An 18,508-nucleotide genomic window follows, 5' to 3' on the forward strand; every position below is an offset into this window, starting at 1 on the left:
GCACATTGAAAAGTAAGAGCCTGGCTTCATCCCAATTTTAGGGAGCCAAAAGTTTAGTCTTACCAAAACAGCATTATTAAAATGTAAGAAAATGGACCTATCTGAACTCATCATTCTAAACCTTACAGAAATAAGGCTTAAAAGCATAAAAATTTGGAACGCACTTCCCAAAAACCTTTACAACTGGAAACCCGACGAAAATGCGATGACTGCCATTGAGATGATCAGGCACGTTTTGGAAGCCGATTATGGCTGGAATATCATAATCAACAATAAAAGTATGCTGAACTATGAGACACCCTGGAAAAACCGCCCCTTTCTTAGTGTATCTGACGAACTCGAATTTGCCGAACCCTATAGAAAATCCTTTTTAGCGAGTATAGCAAAATTTTCAGATACAGAACTAAGCGAAACCCTTATTACCCATCCCGGAAATGGGGAAAAGAAAATTCTGGGAAAATATTTGTTAAGAATAGGCTATCACGAATCTGTTCACGCAGGACAATTTCTTTCCTATTTACGAGCAATGAAGCTGCAACGCCCGCAAATTTGGGACTAAAAATCATTGGTGTCCCTGGAAAAAGTCGGGAATTTCAAAAATGGCATTTTTGACACTTATTCCTGTTCTGTCAGCACAGGTTCGAGTATTTCCCACACGTTCATGGCTACAATATCATAACCCTCGGCCGTGGGGTGAATCCCATCCTGTTGATTGAGTTCAGGGTCTCCGGCCACTCCTTCGAGTAAAAAAGGAATGAGGTGTATGTTATTTTCCTCTGCCAGTTCAGGAAAGAGTTCCTTAAAATTTGAAGTATATTCTGCTCCCAGGTTTGGCGGGATCTGCATTCCTGCCAGCACGATCTCCACATCGGGATTTTTTTGCCGCGCCTTATCGATAATGGCCTGCAGGTTCTTCCGGGTTTCGGTTACCGGAATTCCGCGAAGTCCGTCATTTGCGCCCAGGGCCAGTACAAACACATCAACATCCTGGTTGAGCACCCAGTCTATCCTGTTTCGTCCGGCTGCGGTGGTCTCCCCGCTGAGCCCTGCGTTTACAACCTCGTAATTTAGTTTCAGAGAATCGATGATCTTCTGAATTTCTGCCGGATAACCTTCAGCCAAATCCAGGCCCATGGCTGCCGTAAGACTGTCTCCAAAAAACAGGATCGTGCCGGTATCTTGTGTTTCTTCGGAAGCTTCAGCATTATCGGTTTCATTTTCAACTTCCGAAGCAACATTAGGTGCAGCTTTGTTTTCCTTATCTGAATTTTCTTTACACGAAGAAAATAACAGGAGTGTCAAAAATGGCAAAAACAACAGGTTTCTCATGGCTACAGGCTTGAAGTGAAAATCATTTCTTATTTTGCTTTTTCTGAAAGCGAACTAAAGATGACAAAAATATTGAACGTGCGCAACCTCAAAAAGAGCTATTCCAGTGGCTCCAGGCTGCTCACCGTGCTGCACGACATGAGTTTTGATGTTGAAGAAAAGGAGACCTTTGCAATTGTAGGCCCTTCGGGCAGCGGAAAAACCACTTTACTGGGGCTTTGCGCCGGCCTTGATCGTGCCGATTCGGGAAATATTGAACTTTGCGGCACCGAACTTTCTACTCTTTCCGAAGATGAGCGCGCAATACTTCGGAATAAAAAAGTTGGATTTGTCTTTCAGGATTTTCAGTTGCTGCCCACTTTAACGGCCCTGGAAAATGTGGCTGTACCGCTGGAACTGCAGGGAGCAAAAAATGCTTCCGAAGTCGGAAAAGACCTACTGGAAAAAGTAGGCCTTGGCGGAAGATTTGATCATTACCCCTCACAACTTTCGGGCGGTGAGCAACAGCGGGTAGCAGTAGCCAGGGCTTTTTCCAACCGGCCTTCCATCCTCTTCGCCGATGAGCCCACTGGAAACCTGGATGCCGAAACCGGAGAAAAGATCATTGAACTGCTCTTTGACCTCAACAGGCAGGCGGGCACTACGCTGGTGATTATAACCCACGACCCTGAACTTGCAAAAATGACACAGCGCACTCTGCGCTTAAAGGGTGGAAAAATAGTGGAGGCTCATGAGCAGCATTAAAACCGGCAGCACTTTTAAGTGGCTTCTAAAGATGGCCTGGCGCGATGGAAAAGCCAGTGGCCGCAAGCTCAGCCTGTTCATGGCCTCTATTGTTCTGGGAATAGCAGCCGTGGTGGCTATCCAGTCTTTTGGAGAAAACCTGAAAGATAATATCGCCCTGCAATCTAAAGCCATGATGGGCGCCGATTATAAAATTGACCTCGACCAGGCTCCCTCTAAAGAAGTACTTGCCATCATTGACTCTTTGGGAGGGGCACCTGCCCGGGAAATAAGCTTTAGCTCTATGGCTGCCTTCCCGGGCAATGGCAGCACAAAATTCGTGCAGGTAAGAGCTATTGAAGGTAATTTCCCGTTCTATGGGGAGCTTGTGACCACGCCTGCAGAGGCAGGAAAGAACTATCAGGTCGATACTGGTGCTCTGGTTGACGCCACTGCGATGCGGCAGCTAAACCTAAGCCCCGGTGACAGCATTAAAATTGGAAACGTAACGCTGCCTATAGCCGGTGCTTTAAGGTCTATTCCCGGCAGTAATTCTTTCTTCAGTTCGGTTGCGCCTCCTGTTGTTGTTCCTCATAGCATTGTTGAAGAAACGGGCCTTATCCAAACCGGGAGCCGTATTTCTTACGATTATTATTTCACTACTAAGGCTCAAACCAACCTGGAGCAGCTGGATGAAGTACTTGACCCGCAACTCGACAAGCTGGAAGCCGATCTTGACACCCATACCTCTACAAGCCAGAGACTGGGCCGGCGTTATGATAACTTCGGAAAATTTCTCAACCTGGTTGCTTTTATAGCCCTGCTGCTTGGTTGTGTGGGGATTGCAAGCGCAATAAACATTTACATCAAAGGCAAACTGAAATCGGTTGCCGTTTTGAAATGCCTGGGAGCAACAAGAAGACAGTCATTTATGATCTTTCTTCTGCAAATCGCCGGAATGGGAATTCTCGGCGGAATCATCGGAACCATTATTGGCTTGCTTTTACAACAGCTGTTCCCACTACTCCTTGCCGACCTTTTACCGGTAAGTATCCAGATGACATTCAAACCTCAAATCATTATTTTGGGCATTTTACTGGGACTTTTTATGGCGGTATTATTTGCCCTGATTCCGCTCATCGGCACACTTTACGTTTCACCCTTACAGGCGCTACGAGTACAGCCCAATAACAATGATAAAAAAGGAAAGGCAAGGCTTGCCGTACTCGCGGGTATCTTTCTATTTATCCTGATCTTTTCCTACTGGCTGCTGCAAAACTGGAAGTATTCCCTGGCTTTTGTTCTTGGGATTATAGCGACCTTTTCAATCCTGGCCGCGATTGCCAGGCTTTTCATGAAACTTATAAGGAATAACTTTCCCAGCAGATGGGGTTTCCCGGCAAGGCAGAGCCTGCAGAACCTTTTTAGGCCTCAAAACCAGACCCTCACCTTAGTACTGGCCATTGGGGTGGGCACTTTTCTTATTAGCACGCTCTACTTCACCAAAGACCTTTTACTGGCACAGGCTTCGCTAGACGCGCAAAAAGACAGTCCCAACATGATCCTGCTCGATGTACAGGCCGGCCAGGAAAAGGAAGTGGAACAAACTCTTAAACACAGCGGTCACCCTGTGCTCAACAACATTCCTATTGTGACCATGCGGGTACAAAGCATCAACGGGAAGACTGTGAACCAGATACGCGAAGATTCTACTTCCCGGGTCAATAGATGGGTACTCAACCATGAATTCAGGGTTACTTACAGGGATTCCCTGAAGGATTCTGAAGCCCTTACAGCCGGAAAATGGATTCCTGAAGTTGGTGGTTCCAGCCTCATCCCTATATCAATAAGTGACAATTTTGCTGAAGATGCACTGGTGACAGTTGGAGATAACATATCCTTTAACGTACAGGGAGTCATGATGAATACCAAAGTGAGCAGCATAAGGGCGGTAAACTGGAGCGATATGGAACCCAATTTCACGATAGTTTTTCCGCTTGGAGTACTGGAAAATGCTCCGCAGTTTCGGGTGATCACCACCAAAGTACCCAATGAGAATGCCAGTGCCGCCCTGCAACAGGAGCTGGTGCGCGCTTTTCCGAATATTTCCATACTCGATCTTCGGCAGATAATTTCAGTAGTAGAAGATCTGCTGAACAAAATTGCCTGGCTTATCAATTTTATGGCCTTTTTCAGCATTTTTACAGGGATCATTGTGCTATTGGGTGCCGTGCGCACCAGTAAATTTCAGCGGATAAGAGAAAGTGTTTTGCTGCGCACCATTGGAGCCCGAAGTTCCCAGATCCTTAAAATACTTGCGCTCGAATATTTCTACTTAGGGGCTCTGGGAAGTTTGTCGGGCATCCTGCTTTCGCTCCTTAGCAGCCAGTTACTGGCCTGGCTCTTATTTGATGCCGTTTTCGCACCCTCACTTTTCCCATTTTTTGTGCTGTTTCCGGGAATCACGTTATTGGTGGTTGTCATTGGGCTCACCAACAGCATTAGCGTCATTAAAAGTCCGCCCCTTGAAGTGCTGAGAAAGGAATCTTATTAAATCTCCTTCAGTCTAACCCGAAAGTTAAACTGCTGCGGAAGTATTTCCGAAGAAATTATATGCTAAAGAATTAAAACAAGCGCTTTTGTAGGCTGGAAGAAATTAGACTGCAATACCTGAAGTTCTGCCGGCCAGGGTATAGTCGATTGGGGTATTGAAAAAAGCTATTTTTCAGTCTCTTTTTTTCTTTGTATAATTTCGATCTTTGAATAAAACTGAAATTGTTATGTCTCAAAATAACTCCATTCCCTACTCTATACTCGAACTTGCCAGCGTTGGTGCCGGCTCCTCTGTTGAACAAACCTTTAAAGACAGCCTTGACCTGGCCCAAAAAGCTGAGGAGATGGGCTATACCAGGTTTTGGCTGGCAGAGCATCACAACATGGTGAGCATAGCCAGTTCGGCTACTGCCGTGCTTATTGGCCATATCGCCGGGGGCACTGAGAAAATTCGGGTGGGGAGCGGCGGAATCATGCTGCCAAACCATTCTCCCCTTATAGTTTCTGAACAATTTGGGACTTTGGGTTCCCTCTACCCCAACAGGATAGACCTTGGCCTGGGCAGGGCACCGGGCACAGATCAGGTAACAGCACATGCCATAAGGAGTGACCGCATGCAGGCAGTGTATAAATTTCCGGAGGAAATCAGCCAGATCCAGCAGTATTTTTCAGCAGAAAACAGCAACTCCCAGGTGCGGGCCACGGTAGCCGAAGGAGTGAATGTGCCTATTTATGTGCTGGGTTCGAGTACAGACAGTGCCCATGTGGCTGCTGAAAAAGGTCTGCCTTATGCCTTTGCGAGCCATTTTGCTCCCGCACAGCTCTTTGAGGCACTCAATATTTATTACAACAGGTTTCAACCTTCAAAATACCTCGACAAGCCTTACACTATTGCCTGTATAAACGTAATAGCAGCCGATACCGATGAAGAAGCCGAAAATATCTCAACAACCCTCATCAAGATGATGCTGGGCGTGATGACAGGCAATATCGATTACATGCAGCCCCCTGTTAAAATGACACAGGAACTGAGAGATATGGCAGCAAATCCTGCCTTTCAGCGAATGCTTAAATATGCTTTTATAGGAAGTAAAGCCACGGTGAAAGAACAAACCTCAAAATTCCTGAAGGAGACCGGTGTTAATGAGCTCATGGTCGCTTCCCACATTTTTGACCACAAAGACCGGGTAAGATCCTATCAAATCTTTTCTGAAATTATGAAAAGCATTTGATTTTTGCCCTTTTTGAGGGGTATGGTGGTATAAGCAGTGAAAATTTCTCCTGAAATGCAGTAACCCTGCCCGTTAATTGTTATTTTTAATCATGCAATTACACCTTTACCAGATCAACGCTTTTACAGACCGGCTTTTTAGCGGAAATCCAGCCTGCGTGGTACCTCTGTCTGAGTGGCTGCCTGATGAACTTCTGCTGAAAATAGCCCGCGAAAACGCAGTCGCTGAAACGGCATTTTTCGTGGATCTGGGCTACACTTTCCACCTGCGGTGGTTCACCCCCGAAATGGAGATGGATCTTTGTGGCCATGCCACGCTGGCCACAGCGCATGCTTTAAAAGAGATCAGGAAATATGCTGGCCAAAATGTTATTTTTGAGACCGCAAGCGGAAATCTTACGGTAAAGGCAGACGGAGATCTTTACCGTTTAGACCTCCCGGCCAGGAAACCGGTCGCCACAACAATACCACAACTTTTAAAGGATTCGCTCAACATTCAGCCACAGGAAACCCTCAAAGCCCGCGATTATGTACTGGTTTACGAAAACGAGCAGGAGGTAAAAGACATTAAGATAGATCGTTCTCATTTTGATGAGCTGGAGCTTGGTACAGGCGGCGTGATCGTTACAGCAAAGGGCAGCAACTGCGATTTTGTTTCCCGTTTTTTTACGCCGGGCGCTTCGGTCTTTGAAGATCCTGTGACCGGTTCTGCCCATTGTTCGCTCACCCCTTACTGGAGTGAAAAACTCGGCAAAAAGGAAATGACGGCCATGCAACTTTCAGAAAGAGGCGGAAAACTTTTTTGTACAGATAAAAAGGAAAGGGTGGAAGTTGCCGGTAAGGCCCGCACCTACTATGTAGGCAAACTCTGGACAGAGTAGCATTTCAACCCTTTCTTCTACAGGAAATTCAGATTTACTCTTTAAGCTTCACCGGTTTCACGTTCCAAATTTTTTCACAATAATCCCTTATGGAACGGTCTGACGAGAATTTACCCATCCTGGCCACATTCAGAATAGATTTTTTGGTCCATTCCTTTTTATCGTTCCACAACTTAAAGACCTCTTCCTTTTTTGAACAGTATGAATCAAAATCCTTTAAAAGCTGATAGGGGTCTTGCTGCAGCAAATTGTGATAAAGCGGCTTGAACAATTCGGTATCACCTTTGGTAAGTTCTTCAGAAGAGAGAAAATCCAGCACTTTCTTTAATTTAGGGTTTTCCTCGTAATACTGGTATGGCCGGTATCCTTCGTTGCGGGTTTGTTGGATTTCTTCTGTGGTTTGTCCAAACAAAAAGAAATTCTCTTCTCCCACTTCTTCGCGTATTTCCACGTTCGCCCCGTCTAAAGTCCCAATGGTGAGGGCGCCGTTAAGGGCAAATTTCATATTCCCCGTGCCCGAAGCTTCTTTTCCGGCCATGGAGATTTGTTCAGAAAGATCGGCCGCAGGATAAATCCTTTGGGCCTGCTTCACATTAAAGTTGGGTAAGAATACCACTTTTATGAACCTGTTCACCTCCTCATCCTCATTCACCAGCTCGGCAACGGCCGTAATGAGCCGAATGATCAGTTTTGCCAGGAAGTAACCCGGGGCGGCCTTTCCGGCAAAAATGAAGGTAGAAGCTGCAATGTTTTCTGTCTTCCCATCTTTTATCCTCAGGTAAAGGTCAATGATATGCAACACCATGAGGTGCTGTCTTTTGTATTCGTGAATTCTTTTTACCTGCACATCAAACAGCATCTCAGGATCTACGGTCACGCCGGTTTGTTCTTTAATAAACTGGGTAAGAGCCTGTTTATTCTGAAGCTTTACCTCCCGCCATCTCTTCTGAAAATCTTCATTTTCAGCTAGTTTTTCGAGTTCCTTAAAGCTGGTGAGATCGGTAAGCCACCCCTCTCCTATTTTTTCTGAAATAAGATTGGCCAAACCCGGATTGCTCATTGCAAGGAAACGGCGGTGCGTTACCCCATTGGTGACATTCGTGAATTTTTGAGGCCACAAGCCGGCAAAATCGTTGAGCACCTGAGATTTTAGCAGGCGTGAATGCAGTTCAGAAACCCCGTTTACCTTAAAACTACCCACGGTAGCCAGGTGCGCCATTCTCACTGATGGCTCCCCGTTCTCATCAATGAGAGACATGCGGGCAATTTGGTCTCCGCTAAAACCTTTATCCCGCAATTCTTCCAAAAACCGGCTGTTGATCTCGTAAATGATCTCCAGGTGCCTTGGCAGAATCCTTCCGAGGAGAGAAACAGCCCATTTTTCAAGGGCTTCGGGAAGAAGGGTGTGATTGGTATAGGCAAAAGTGTTTCGTGTAATGTCCCAGGCCTCATCCCATTCCATCTCGTGTTCATCTACAAAGAGGCGCATGAGTTCGGCTACAGCGATAGACGGGTGGGTGTCGTTCAACTGAATGGCGAATTTCTCATGGAAGTTCTTCAACTCCCTGCCCTGGGTGGTGTGAAGGTTGATCATATCCTGTAAAGAACAGGACACAAAGAAGTACTGTTGTTTCAACCTGAGCTCCTTTCCTGAAAGATTTTCATCATTGGGGTAAAGCACTTTCGTGATATTTTCGGAACGCAGCTTTTTCTCTACTGCCCTGTAATAATCTCCCATGTTGTACACCGAAAAATCAAAGGATTCCACAGCTTCGGCTTTCCAAAGTCTCATAATGATCCCGTTGCTTTGATAGCCCAATATGGGAGTATCGTAGGCCGTACCTTTAATTTCCGATTCGGGCAGCCAGTCTACCTGGTATCTATTCTGGCCGTTGGTACTGTGTTCTGTTCTTCCTCCAAATTTCACCACATAAGAGATTTCGGGGCGCATCACTTCCCAGGGATTGCCGTTGTGCAGCCATTTGTCTGTAGTTTCCATTTGCCAGCCTTCCCTGATCTCCTGTTTAAAAATTCCGAATTCATAGCGTATCCCGTATGCTATTGAAGGAATCCCCAAAGTAGCCAGAGAATCCATAAAACAGGAGGCAAGCCTTCCCAAACCGCCATTTCCCAACCCGGGTTCTTCTTCTTCGTCAAGGAGTTCATCCAAATCAAGCCCTAGTTCAGTCAAAGCGGCTTTGGTTTCATCTACAATCTCGAGATTCAGTAAATTGTTACCAAGGTGAGGTCCCGGTAAATATTCCGCAGAAAAATAAGCGATACCACGAGCGTCCTGCTGAGTGAATTTTTCGATTGAACGCACAAATTTTCGTAGTGCCCTGTCGCGAATGGTGAGTGCCATCGCAGTATAAATATCATTACTGGTGGTCAATGCCGGCACCCTTCCCAGATGGTAGAACAGCTTGTGTAAAAAGTCTTTGGTAATGTCTTCCTTGCTTAAACCAACTTCACCTGCGCCGGTACCTAATGACTCAAAATAGCTTTCTATAGATCGATTGTGTTTTTTCATAGCTGCTTTTTCCAAAAAATAAGAAAAAAATGAAATATGCTGATACAAAAAACTATCTTATAAGATAATTTTAGGAGTTTTACTTAATAGAAGTGTATTATCAGTTCTCTCTCTTTTCTTCACGTTCCAACAATCTTATGCTGAACGAATAACTTCACCTACAGAATTATATTTCACAGATTCAATTTCTTACTGAATATTTTTTTAAATGAATTCCGAGTGATATGGATGAGAAAAAGCGTGTGATATCAGGGATTTTAAAAATTAAAGAAAAAAGGTTCCAGAAATGGCATTTTTGAAACCTCATCAGGCTTTATTCATTAGCCGCCATGAATAAGCACTTTTCCTTGATCATTTTGGTGGTTTTTGGGGGCAGCATCTCTTCCCAGCCCGGTTTCCCGTCAACGATCATTTGATGCACTTCCCTGGAATAGATATCGAGGATCTCAGGGTCGTAATCGGTAATATCCACTACCCTGCCGTTGTCTTTAAAGAACTTGAACAACTCTTTCATGCGCGGGTGTACCTGAAGATTGTTACTGGTAATGATCTCTCTGGTTTCGGGATCTTTAAGCGGGTGCAGGTAGATCTTTAAATCCCGGAAGAACAGTTTCCCGAAGGCTTCAAGAATTCCGCCGCTAAGATGCCGGTAGTACTTTTCATCAAAAAGCGCCACAAAAGTGTTTATTCCCATGGTGAGCCCCATTCTTTCGGCTGTGTACTGTGAAAAGTACTCTACCACCTTATAATATTCCTGAAAATTGGAGATCATCACCATTTGTCCCAAAGAGCCCAGGAGATCGGCTCTGTCTAGAAAATCCTTTTCATCAATATCACCTTCTGATCGAAGGTTAGACAGGGTGATCTCAAAAATGACTTCGGTTTTATCTTTATTGACTTTTTTCTCATTCAGAAACAGTTTGAGAGACTGTTCATACATATTCATGTTCACCTTGGTAACAGGCCTGTAGCTGCCTCTAAGGGTGAGAATGTTCTTTTTGTAAAGTTCGTTGGCAGGAAGTACATTATTTCCGTTTGAAGCAAACATAACTGCCTGGGTCATCCCATTTTTGACCAGTTGCAGACTCATAAGCCGGTTGTCTACATCTTTAAAAACAGGGCCCGTAAAATTGATCATATCAATCTCTACCTGGTCATTGTTGAGGTGGTCGTATAAATGCTGCAGCAGTACCTTGGGGTCATCATATTGATAAAAGGCTCCATAGATGAGGTTTGTTCCCATAGTTCCCAGGGTGATTTGCTGCAGGCCGGCATTGTTTTCATGAAACTGCACATGAATGATGATCTCGCTGAATTCTTCTTCAGGCTGGGTTTGAAAACGGATTCCCAGCCAGCCGTGGCCCTTGTATTTCTTGGCAAAATCTATGGTAGCAACGGTATTGGCATAGCTGAAGAAAAGTTTTTCGGGATGTTTTTCCCTGGAAATCCTTTGCTCAATAAGATTAGTTTCATACCGAAGCATGCTTTTTAGCCTGGCCTCGGTCACGTAACGGGCATCAGATTCAATACCGTAAATAGCGTCGCTAAAATCTTTGTCGTAAGCACTCATCGTCTTTGCAATGGTGCCCGATGCCCCGCCCGCTCTAAAAAAGTTGCGCACGGTCTCCTGGCCGGCACCTATCTCGGCAAAAGTGCCGTAGATATTCTCATTGAGATTTATACGCAGCGCCTTATTGGCAATTGAGGGCACAGGATCAAACTCCAAATCATCTATATCTCTGTACTTCATATCAAAAAATTACTTTTCAATTTAATTTAGGAATTAAATCTGGTAAAAAGGTAATTTTTGACGAGCTTCTTTCAGAATATTGTTCAATAATGCTGAAAATTTCTGCTGAAGAACGTCAAAAACTTTCCAAAAAGCAATTTCCGCCGGAAGGTAAATACTTCAGAAAAAAACAATTTAGCTGAAGTACCTTTCTTCCAAAATACCTTCCAAAAATGCCATTTTTAAAAGAAAATCCCTCTCACAGTATTTTTAAACTGCAAGAGGGAAAGAAAAGGTTTTTTGAAGTTTACGCTATCTGTCTACTGCCACTTTATAGGTGGGGTCTTCAAGGATATTGACTTCAATGATCTCATCGGCATTTCTAAGAAGCTGTCGGCAGTCACGGCTAAGGTGCCTCAGGTGAAGTTTTTTTCCCTGTTTGAGGTAACGTTCGGTAAGTTTGTTTACAGCTTCAATACCCGACATATCAACAATACGGCTTTCAGAAAAATCTATAATGACCTCTTCAGGGTCTCCCAGAACATCAAATTTTTCATTGAAGGCGGCAACACTTCCGAAGAAAAGAGGCCCGTAGATCTCATAATGTTTCACGCCTTTATCGTCCATATATTTGCGGGCGCGAATCCTTTTTGCATTGTCCCAGGCGAAGACCAGGGCCGAAATGATTACCCCCACAAGCACAGCCAGTGCCAGGTTGTGGAGTACCACCGTTACAAAAGTTACCAGCACCATAACCAGCACATCGCTCTTGGGCATTCTGCGGAAGGTTCTCAAACTAGCCCATTCAAAAGTGCCAATCGAAACCATGATCATCACACCGGTGAGCGCGGCCATTGGCAAAAGTTCAATAATATCGGCCGCGAACATTACGAATACCAGGAGCATCACCGCTGCAATAATTCCTGAAAGTCGTGCTCTTGCCCCCGAAGAGACATTAATAAGACTTTGACCAATCATGGCGCAGCCTCCCATTCCTGAAAAGAAGCCCGATAAAATATTGGCAGTTCCCTGTGCCACACATTCTTTATTGCCATGCCCGCGGGTTTCGGTGATCTCATCAACAATGTTAAGGGTTAGCAGACTTTCAATAAGCCCCACGCCCGCCATGATAGCGGCATAAGGGAAAATAAGGGCGATGGCATCCCAGGTAAAGGGCACCATAGGTATGTGAAACGGCGGAAATCCTCCTTTAATAGAAGCAATATCCCCCACAGTTTTGGTGTCTATTCCTAAAGCCGCTACAATCCCAAAGATCGCAAGAATGGCGGCAAGCGAAGACGGAAATACTTTTGTGAGCTTTGGAAGGCCCCATATAATAAGCATGGTGAGCAATACAAGTGCCAGCAGGATGTAGAGGCTTTCACCGGTCATCCATACAAGTTCCCCCGCCTCGTTCAATGTTTTAAACTGATCTAGCTGAGAAGTAAAAATGATAATCGCCAAACCGTTCACAAAGCCAAAGATTACCGAATGCGGCACCATTCGAATCAATTTACCAAGCTTTAAGATTCCTGCCAAAATTTGCAGGATGCCGGCTAAGATAACCGTGGCAAATACATATTCCACCCCATGGGAGACTGCCAGTGCAGCGATCACGACCGCTACTGCCCCGGTTGCTCCCGAGATCATGCCGGGACGACCTCCAAAAAGGGAAGTAATAAGCCCCATCACAAATGCTGCATAAAGTCCGGTTAAAGGGGAAAGCCCGGCTATCATGGCGAAGGCCACGGCTTCGGGAATAAGTGCGAGGGCCACCGTAAGCCCGGCAAGTATTTCAATTTTATAATCTACTTTTTGTGAAAAATCAAACAGGTTGAAGATCTTTTTCATCTAAATGGTATCAAAAAATTAATAATAGAAAGAAACTCCCGATGTGATTAATGGGAGAAAAGCGAGAAAAAGATATATTCTCAGGGCGGAGTAACCGGTGAAACGGATATTTTGTTTGTGCTCGTCATAAGAGCCGGCAAAAATATACTTTTCCTGATACTAACAAAAGATAATAGAAAAAGATTGCCCAGGAAATCACCTATAAGGTTTTCGGAAAGGCAAAAAAACCTCAAAATGAGAATAAGACTTTGTATTTCAGAAAAAAGCAGCTGGAAATGAGGTATAAACTAACCTGAAGTTGCCCCCTTTGTTGCTAAACTTCCAAAAATGGCATTTGCAGAAGCCATTTTTGGAAGCTGAAGCTTTCCCGATTAGAAATAAAAATTCTCATTCTTAGATAAATTCAGGAAAACACGGATACTATTTCCGAATCCATCAGGATAATATTGAAAAACACTTTCTGGGAACAGCTAATTGTTCAGAAATTCTGATCAGGCTACCCTTACATCTGCCGGATTAAAAGTGTAGAGGAGCTTGTAATATTCATCTACAGATTTTTTCCAGGTAAACCTCATTTTGCGGGCGTTATGACCAATTTGTTTCCACACGGTTTTTTCATTTTCAAAGAAATACAGCGCCTCTTTGAAACTTTCAACCATGTTATAGACCTTCTCGTCATAGGTTTTTCCGTCAAAAGCAAAACCTGTATGCACGTGTTGAACCGTATCTTTGAGTCCGCCGGTGTGGTGCACCAGGCAGGGCTGCCCGTTTCTCATGGCGAGCATCTGACTAATTCCGCAGGGTTCAAAAAGGCTGGGCATAAAGTAGAGGTCAGAATCCCGGTAGATGGAGTTTACTACCTGTTCGCACTGGGTGTTGATAAAAATGAAATTTTTCCTTTTATAACTTATATCCCGCAACAGCTGTTCATAATCGGCCGCTCCCGTACCTAAAAGTACGTAAATGCCATTGACTTCTTCGAGCCTGTCAAGAATTTCCAAAAGGGCTTCGGGAGAGCGCTTAAAGAAATAAAACTTTTGTTCAGTAAGCCTCGCCACACTCGCACTTATAAAGTTTGGTTTTTTCTTTAAGAAGGGAACGATCTTTTCTCCTGTATGTGCCAAAAATGCGGCTTTTTCCCTGTCCTGTTCCTTCTGAAGTTGTTTGAAAATGGCAGTCGCAATATTCGGGAATAACCTGTTCTTTTTAACCAGAGTCTCAGGCCGATAATCTGATCCATTTAAAATGCCGTGAAAACGCCCTTCCCGGTCGGCCTGCCTCAAATCCTTTTCCAGGCCTTCGCCACCTATAAATTCGGGCGCAGCACTGGGCAAAAGCACGTCCTGTTTATATGAAGGTGATACGGTATGAACGGCGTCGGCAAACCTGATCCCAATAGCCATCAGGTTAAAACAATCGGCATATCTTGGATCTTTAAGGGCTTCACGATCAATTTCCAGTTGTGGAAACCAGGTTTGAAGTGAAGAATAGTTGTTTTCAAAAGGCCGTATTCCCTGCAATGCCAGGTTGTGGATACAGTAAACAAACCTGTTCTTTTTAAGACAGGTATATTGTGGATGATAATTCTTCAGGAAAAGCAGCAAACTGGAATGCCAGTCGTGCAGGTGCACGATATCCAGTTTTCCGAAGTGCTTTTGTTTGATAGCTTCGGCAACAGCCGTACAAAAAATAGTGTACTTAATCACGTCACTATAAAAAGGTTCAAAAGGGTCATGATGGTAAATGCCCCCCAGGTTTCCCATTTCTATTTCGGGGTGGTGAATAACATAATGGGTGATATTTTTATCTTCTTCTTTGGCCGGTACCTCGTAAAGCTGGGCCGTATAAGAAATTCCGCGTAAGTTTAGCTGAAGCGAAGCCTTAAAGGTTCCGTTTTCATGGAGCCTGGAATAGGAAGGAACAACCACGTGCACCCTGTCTCCACGTTCTGAAATCTGTTTTGGAACATCGCGAATGACGTCTCCTACCCCGCCCACTTTACAGTTGGCGATAGCATCATTCTCTGAAGCAACAAAAAGAAAATTATTCATATATAGAGCCCTTAAATACTTGCGTAGTTTGATCCTGACGAAAGTAATTTTTAAACCCTAAGTGCCATCATATCAAAAGGTTAAATTAGTATTAAAAAAACGTTGCTTCAATCGTTTTAGTTGTAATTAATTCATGTGATGCGTCAAAAAGCTGCAAAAAGGACGTCGTATTTACCTGACAACCAATAAAAAAGATCAATTAAAGTTTTTTCCACAGTTTTATGAGCTCCCCATTTTTTCCCTGTATTGGATCATACCCGGGAATGGGGACTTTTGCAATGCTATCATCTGCCTCTGGCCGTTCAGTTTCTTTGCCTGTGTTCATGTCGTGCGAGCGGCCTTCGGGATAGGCTCCCACTACGGCAAAGTCGTTGCTTTCAAGGTTCTTATGGGCAACCCCGGCAGGAATCACAATCACGTCTCCTGCAAAGACCTTCAGTTTTTGCCCTTTTTCACCCCCCAGCTGTAGCAAGGCTTCTCCAGAATATACACCCAGCACTTCATGTGTATTGCTGTGGTAGTGGTGATAATCAAAAACTCCGTTGCGCCATGAATTCTTCCAGTTGTTTTCAGCAAATTTATCTTCAAGCCACTTTGCCCCTTCATTTCCTCTTGCTGAAAAAATTCCTTTATAAATAATAACAGGAAGTTTATTATTAGGAATTGATTTGTCACCTTTAAATTGATAAGATTTGATCTCCATAGAACATAGTTTCTGGTCTATCTAAAAGGTAAGGAAATTTACAGAAACTCCTATAACGTTTTCGAAAACAGAACAAAATCGCCCAAGCCTGCATTTTTCCTGAAAAGCCCGTAAATAAAGGCAGTAGCCGAATTTTTATGGCCCAAAAAGGCCAAAATTCCTTAACAATTCCCTACATTGGGAGTTCAAATAGAGTATTCAAAACCCTATGAAAATGAACAGTACCCCTAATACGAAAGTATTTACCAAAATTGAGCAGGATATGCAATTTCTTACAGATTGCTTCCAGCAGGTTCTCAAAGACCTGGGAGAGCATGAACTTGCCAGCCTGTTAACAAGACATGAAGATCTCAAGGATGCCTTTTCCAGCAACCTGGCACTCGAAGAAAAGCAAATCCAGGTACTTAGTATCTATCTGCAGCTCATGAACCTGGTAGAAGAAAATGCCGCAGTACAATACCGCCGAAAGTTGACCGACAGCAACGGGATGGAATCTATTCGTGGTTCCTGGAGCGAAACTTTTCAGCGGTGGAAATCTCAGGGGCTTAGTGAGCACCAGATGCAGGAGATCATCACAAAGGTGAAATTAATCCCGGTTCTTACCGCGCACCCTACAGAGACCAAGAGAATTTCTATCCTTGAACTGCACAGGGAAATTTACCTGAACCTTATTAAGCTTGAAAACACCTCCTACTCTTTCGTTGAGAGGAATGTGATTGCCCAGGATATCAAAACCCTTCTGGAAAGATGGTGGCGCACGGGGGAAGTTTATCTCAAAAAGCCCACCGTAGAAATGGAAAGGAGCAATGTGATCCATTACTTCCGAAAGGTTTTTCCGCAGGTATTAAAGAAAAGCGACATTCAGCTTAAACAGAGCTGGAGCAACATGGGCTTTAACCCTGAAACCCTTAGGTTTCCAGGCCTTCAGTTTGGAACCTGGGTAGGTGGAGACCGCGATGGCCACCCTTATGTTACGGCATCGGTTACAAAGTCAACTTTGACAGAACATCGTAAAGCGGCTTTGAGCCTGGTACACGAGCAACTTGACCACCTTGCTGCCGGGATGAGCTTTTCGGGCATAAGCAATAAAGCCTCAAAAGCGCTACAGCAGGCCATTGAAGATATGTCACAAAGCCTGGGGGAAGAAGGCGCTAAAGCCCTCGACAGAAACCCGCATGAACCATGGCGACAATTTGTGAGCCTTATCTCCATCAAACTCGAACACACCAGGGCCGATGATGACCTCAAGAACAGCTACAGGCGCCCCGAAGACCTTTTGGAAGACCTGTCACTTCTCAGGGAAAGCCTGCTTGGCATAGGGGCCAAACGCATTGTTGAAGATTTACTGTTCCCCGTGCAGCGTATGGTGGAATGTTTTGGTTTTCACCTCGCCAGGCTGGATATCAGGCAAAACAGCGAATTTCACGACAAGGCCATGGAACAGATCCTTAAAGTGGCATTTCCCGATCTTACCGATTACCGCAGCTGGAGTGAAGAGGAACGCATAAAATTTATTTCTGAAGAACTGCAGCACGAAAGACCTTTTGCTATTACAGGGCGTTCATTTGGCCCCGAAGCAGACCAGGTGCTGGACAGTTACAAAGTGGTAAAAAAACATACCGACAAGTACGGCCCACACGGCGTAGGTTCCTTTATTGTGAGCATGACCCGGCAGCTAAGCGATCTTCTGCTGGTTTATCTCTTCTTCAGGGAAGTTGGAATTGACAGGAAAACCTTCCAGGTAGTGCCCCTGTTTGAAACTATTGACGATTTAAAAGCTTCCGGAGAAATTCTGGAAAGCTTCCTCACCCACCCTGCGTATTCAAACGATCGTGAAAGGCCGCAGGAAGTCATGCTGGGGTACAGCGACAGTAATAAAGACGGCGGAATTATTGCCAGCCGCTGGAATATTTACCGCGCCGAAAAAACCCTTACCGAAACGGCCGATAAGCTTGGGAAAGAACTCAGGTTCTTCCACGGTATTGGCGGCACCATAAGCCGGGGGGGCGGTAAATACCACCGTTTCCTCGAAAGTATGCCTTCGGGCAGCATGAGTGGCGAGATCAAATTAACGGTGCAGGGAGAGACCATCGCCCAGCAGTTCGCCAACATGCTCACCGCCACTTACAACCTCGAAATGTTGCTTTCGGGATCGGCACTGCAAACCGGAAACAGGATGTACCCGGCTGCCAAAAAGAATTATCCTATTGAAGCTTTAAGGCAGCTGGCCGAGTATTCCAAAGAGAGGTACCAGGAGCTTATCGCCCACCCGTCATTCCTCAACTTCTATGGCGAAGCAACTCCCATAGACGTGCTGGAACTGAGTAAAATTGGTTCCCGCCCCGCCCGCCGAACCGGCACAAGAACGCTTAACGATTTACGGGCCATCCCTTGGGTGTTTAGCTGGAACCAATCCAGGTTCAATATTACCGGTTGGTTTGGAATTGGGCATGCGCTGCAAAGGTTAAAATCTGAAAACCCCGATCACTACCGGCAGCTGAGAGAAGTTTCACAGGAATGGCCTTTCCTGAGGTACATATTGATACAGGTGGAAACCAACATCATGAATGCCGAACCGGAAGTAATGGAAGCCTATGCCGCTCTCGTAAAAGATGACCGGGTAAGAGACGAGCTCACCAACACTATTAAAGCTGAACATCAAAAAGGCCTCGAAGAAATTGAGGCTATGTTTGACCGCACCCGCCAACAAAGAAGGCAAAGCCTGCTTGATAACCTTACCCGCCGCAATGATGCTTTGATTTCGCTTCACCGCCTGCAGATCAAAAACCTGGAGGAATGGAGAAAAACCAAAGGCAGTACCAAAAATGATCAATTGGTGACACACCTCCTGCAGATTACCACTGCCCTTGCCAGCGGACTAAAAAATACCGGTTGATTTCTTCGGAAATTATTCCCTTCTGAAGCCA

Annotated in this window: 12 protein-coding genes; 6 read left to right on the top strand and 6 right to left on the bottom strand. The window is 44.9% G+C overall.

Features of this window, described 5'->3' with window-relative positions; genetic code table 11:
• Positions 1–91: 91 nt before the first annotated feature.
• The gene (locus tag JRG66_RS15175) at positions 92–559 is read left to right on the top strand and encodes a DinB family protein (protein ID WP_265163602.1); all 468 of its coding nucleotides are present in this window, start codon (positions 92–94) and stop codon (positions 557–559) included.
• A gap of 56 nt (positions 560–615) precedes the next feature.
• On the opposite strand, the gene JRG66_RS15180 is transcribed toward JRG66_RS15175, so the two are convergent.
• Positions 616–1,329 carry an arylesterase gene (locus JRG66_RS15180; RefSeq protein ID WP_265163603.1) on the bottom strand — a complete coding sequence of 238 codons (714 nt, stop codon included), beginning with the start codon at positions 1,327–1,329 and terminating at the stop codon, positions 616–618.
• Between the two features lie 60 nt (positions 1,330–1,389).
• On the opposite strand from JRG66_RS15180, the gene JRG66_RS15185 reads away from it, so the two are divergent.
• From JRG66_RS15185 to JRG66_RS15200, 4 genes are all read left to right on the top strand, one after another.
• The gene (locus tag JRG66_RS15185) at positions 1,390–2,073 is read left to right on the top strand and encodes an ABC transporter ATP-binding protein (RefSeq protein ID WP_265163604.1); all 684 of its coding nucleotides are present in this window, start codon (positions 1,390–1,392) and stop codon (positions 2,071–2,073) included.
• Positions 2,060–4,606, top strand: a complete 2,547-nt coding sequence (locus JRG66_RS15190; RefSeq protein ID WP_265163605.1) for an ABC transporter permease — start codon at positions 2,060–2,062, stop codon at positions 4,604–4,606. Before JRG66_RS15185 ends, JRG66_RS15190 begins: the two co-directional genes overlap by 14 nt.
• A 226-nt stretch (positions 4,607–4,832) precedes the next feature.
• Positions 4,833–5,837: an LLM class flavin-dependent oxidoreductase gene (locus JRG66_RS15195; RefSeq protein ID WP_265163606.1), complete on the top strand. Its 1,005-nt coding sequence runs from the start codon at positions 4,833–4,835 to the stop codon at positions 5,835–5,837.
• Between the two features lie 91 nt (positions 5,838–5,928).
• Positions 5,929–6,717, top strand: a complete 789-nt coding sequence (locus tag JRG66_RS15200) for a PhzF family phenazine biosynthesis protein (protein WP_265163607.1) — start codon at positions 5,929–5,931, stop codon at positions 6,715–6,717.
• Positions 6,718–6,751: 34 nt separating this feature from the next.
• On the opposite strand, the gene JRG66_RS15205 is transcribed toward JRG66_RS15200, so the two are convergent.
• From JRG66_RS15205 to JRG66_RS15225, 5 genes are all read right to left on the bottom strand, one after another.
• Positions 6,752–9,247, bottom strand: coding sequence for a glycogen/starch/alpha-glucan phosphorylase (locus tag JRG66_RS15205; RefSeq protein ID WP_265163608.1), 2,496 nt, complete (start codon positions 9,245–9,247; stop codon positions 6,752–6,754).
• A 313-nt stretch (positions 9,248–9,560) separates the two neighbouring features.
• Positions 9,561–10,997, bottom strand: coding sequence for a TonB-dependent receptor (locus JRG66_RS15210; RefSeq protein ID WP_265163609.1), 1,437 nt, complete (start codon positions 10,995–10,997; stop codon positions 9,561–9,563).
• Positions 10,998–11,288: 291 nt separating this feature from the next.
• The gene (locus tag JRG66_RS15215) at positions 11,289–12,827 is read right to left on the bottom strand and encodes a SulP family inorganic anion transporter (protein ID WP_265163610.1); all 1,539 of its coding nucleotides are present in this window, start codon (positions 12,825–12,827) and stop codon (positions 11,289–11,291) included.
• Positions 12,828–13,318: 491 nt separating this feature from the next.
• The gene (locus JRG66_RS15220; RefSeq protein ID WP_265163611.1) at positions 13,319–14,878 is read right to left on the bottom strand and encodes a glycogen synthase; all 1,560 of its coding nucleotides are present in this window, start codon (positions 14,876–14,878) and stop codon (positions 13,319–13,321) included.
• 199 nt (positions 14,879–15,077) lie between these two features.
• A complete protein-coding gene (locus JRG66_RS15225; protein ID WP_265163612.1) occupies positions 15,078–15,581 on the bottom strand; it encodes a cupin domain-containing protein in 504 nt (167 codons plus the stop codon).
• Between the two features lie 214 nt (positions 15,582–15,795).
• Between JRG66_RS15225 and JRG66_RS15230 the strand changes: the two genes are divergently transcribed.
• The gene (locus JRG66_RS15230) at positions 15,796–18,477 is read left to right on the top strand and encodes a phosphoenolpyruvate carboxylase (RefSeq protein WP_265163613.1); all 2,682 of its coding nucleotides are present in this window, start codon (positions 15,796–15,798) and stop codon (positions 18,475–18,477) included.
• Positions 18,478–18,508 lie beyond the last annotated feature (31 nt).

Origin of the sequence: Salinimicrobium tongyeongense (genome assembly GCF_026109735.1) — a bacterium.
Classification (GTDB): Bacteria; Bacteroidota; Bacteroidia; order Flavobacteriales; family Flavobacteriaceae; genus Salinimicrobium; species Salinimicrobium tongyeongense.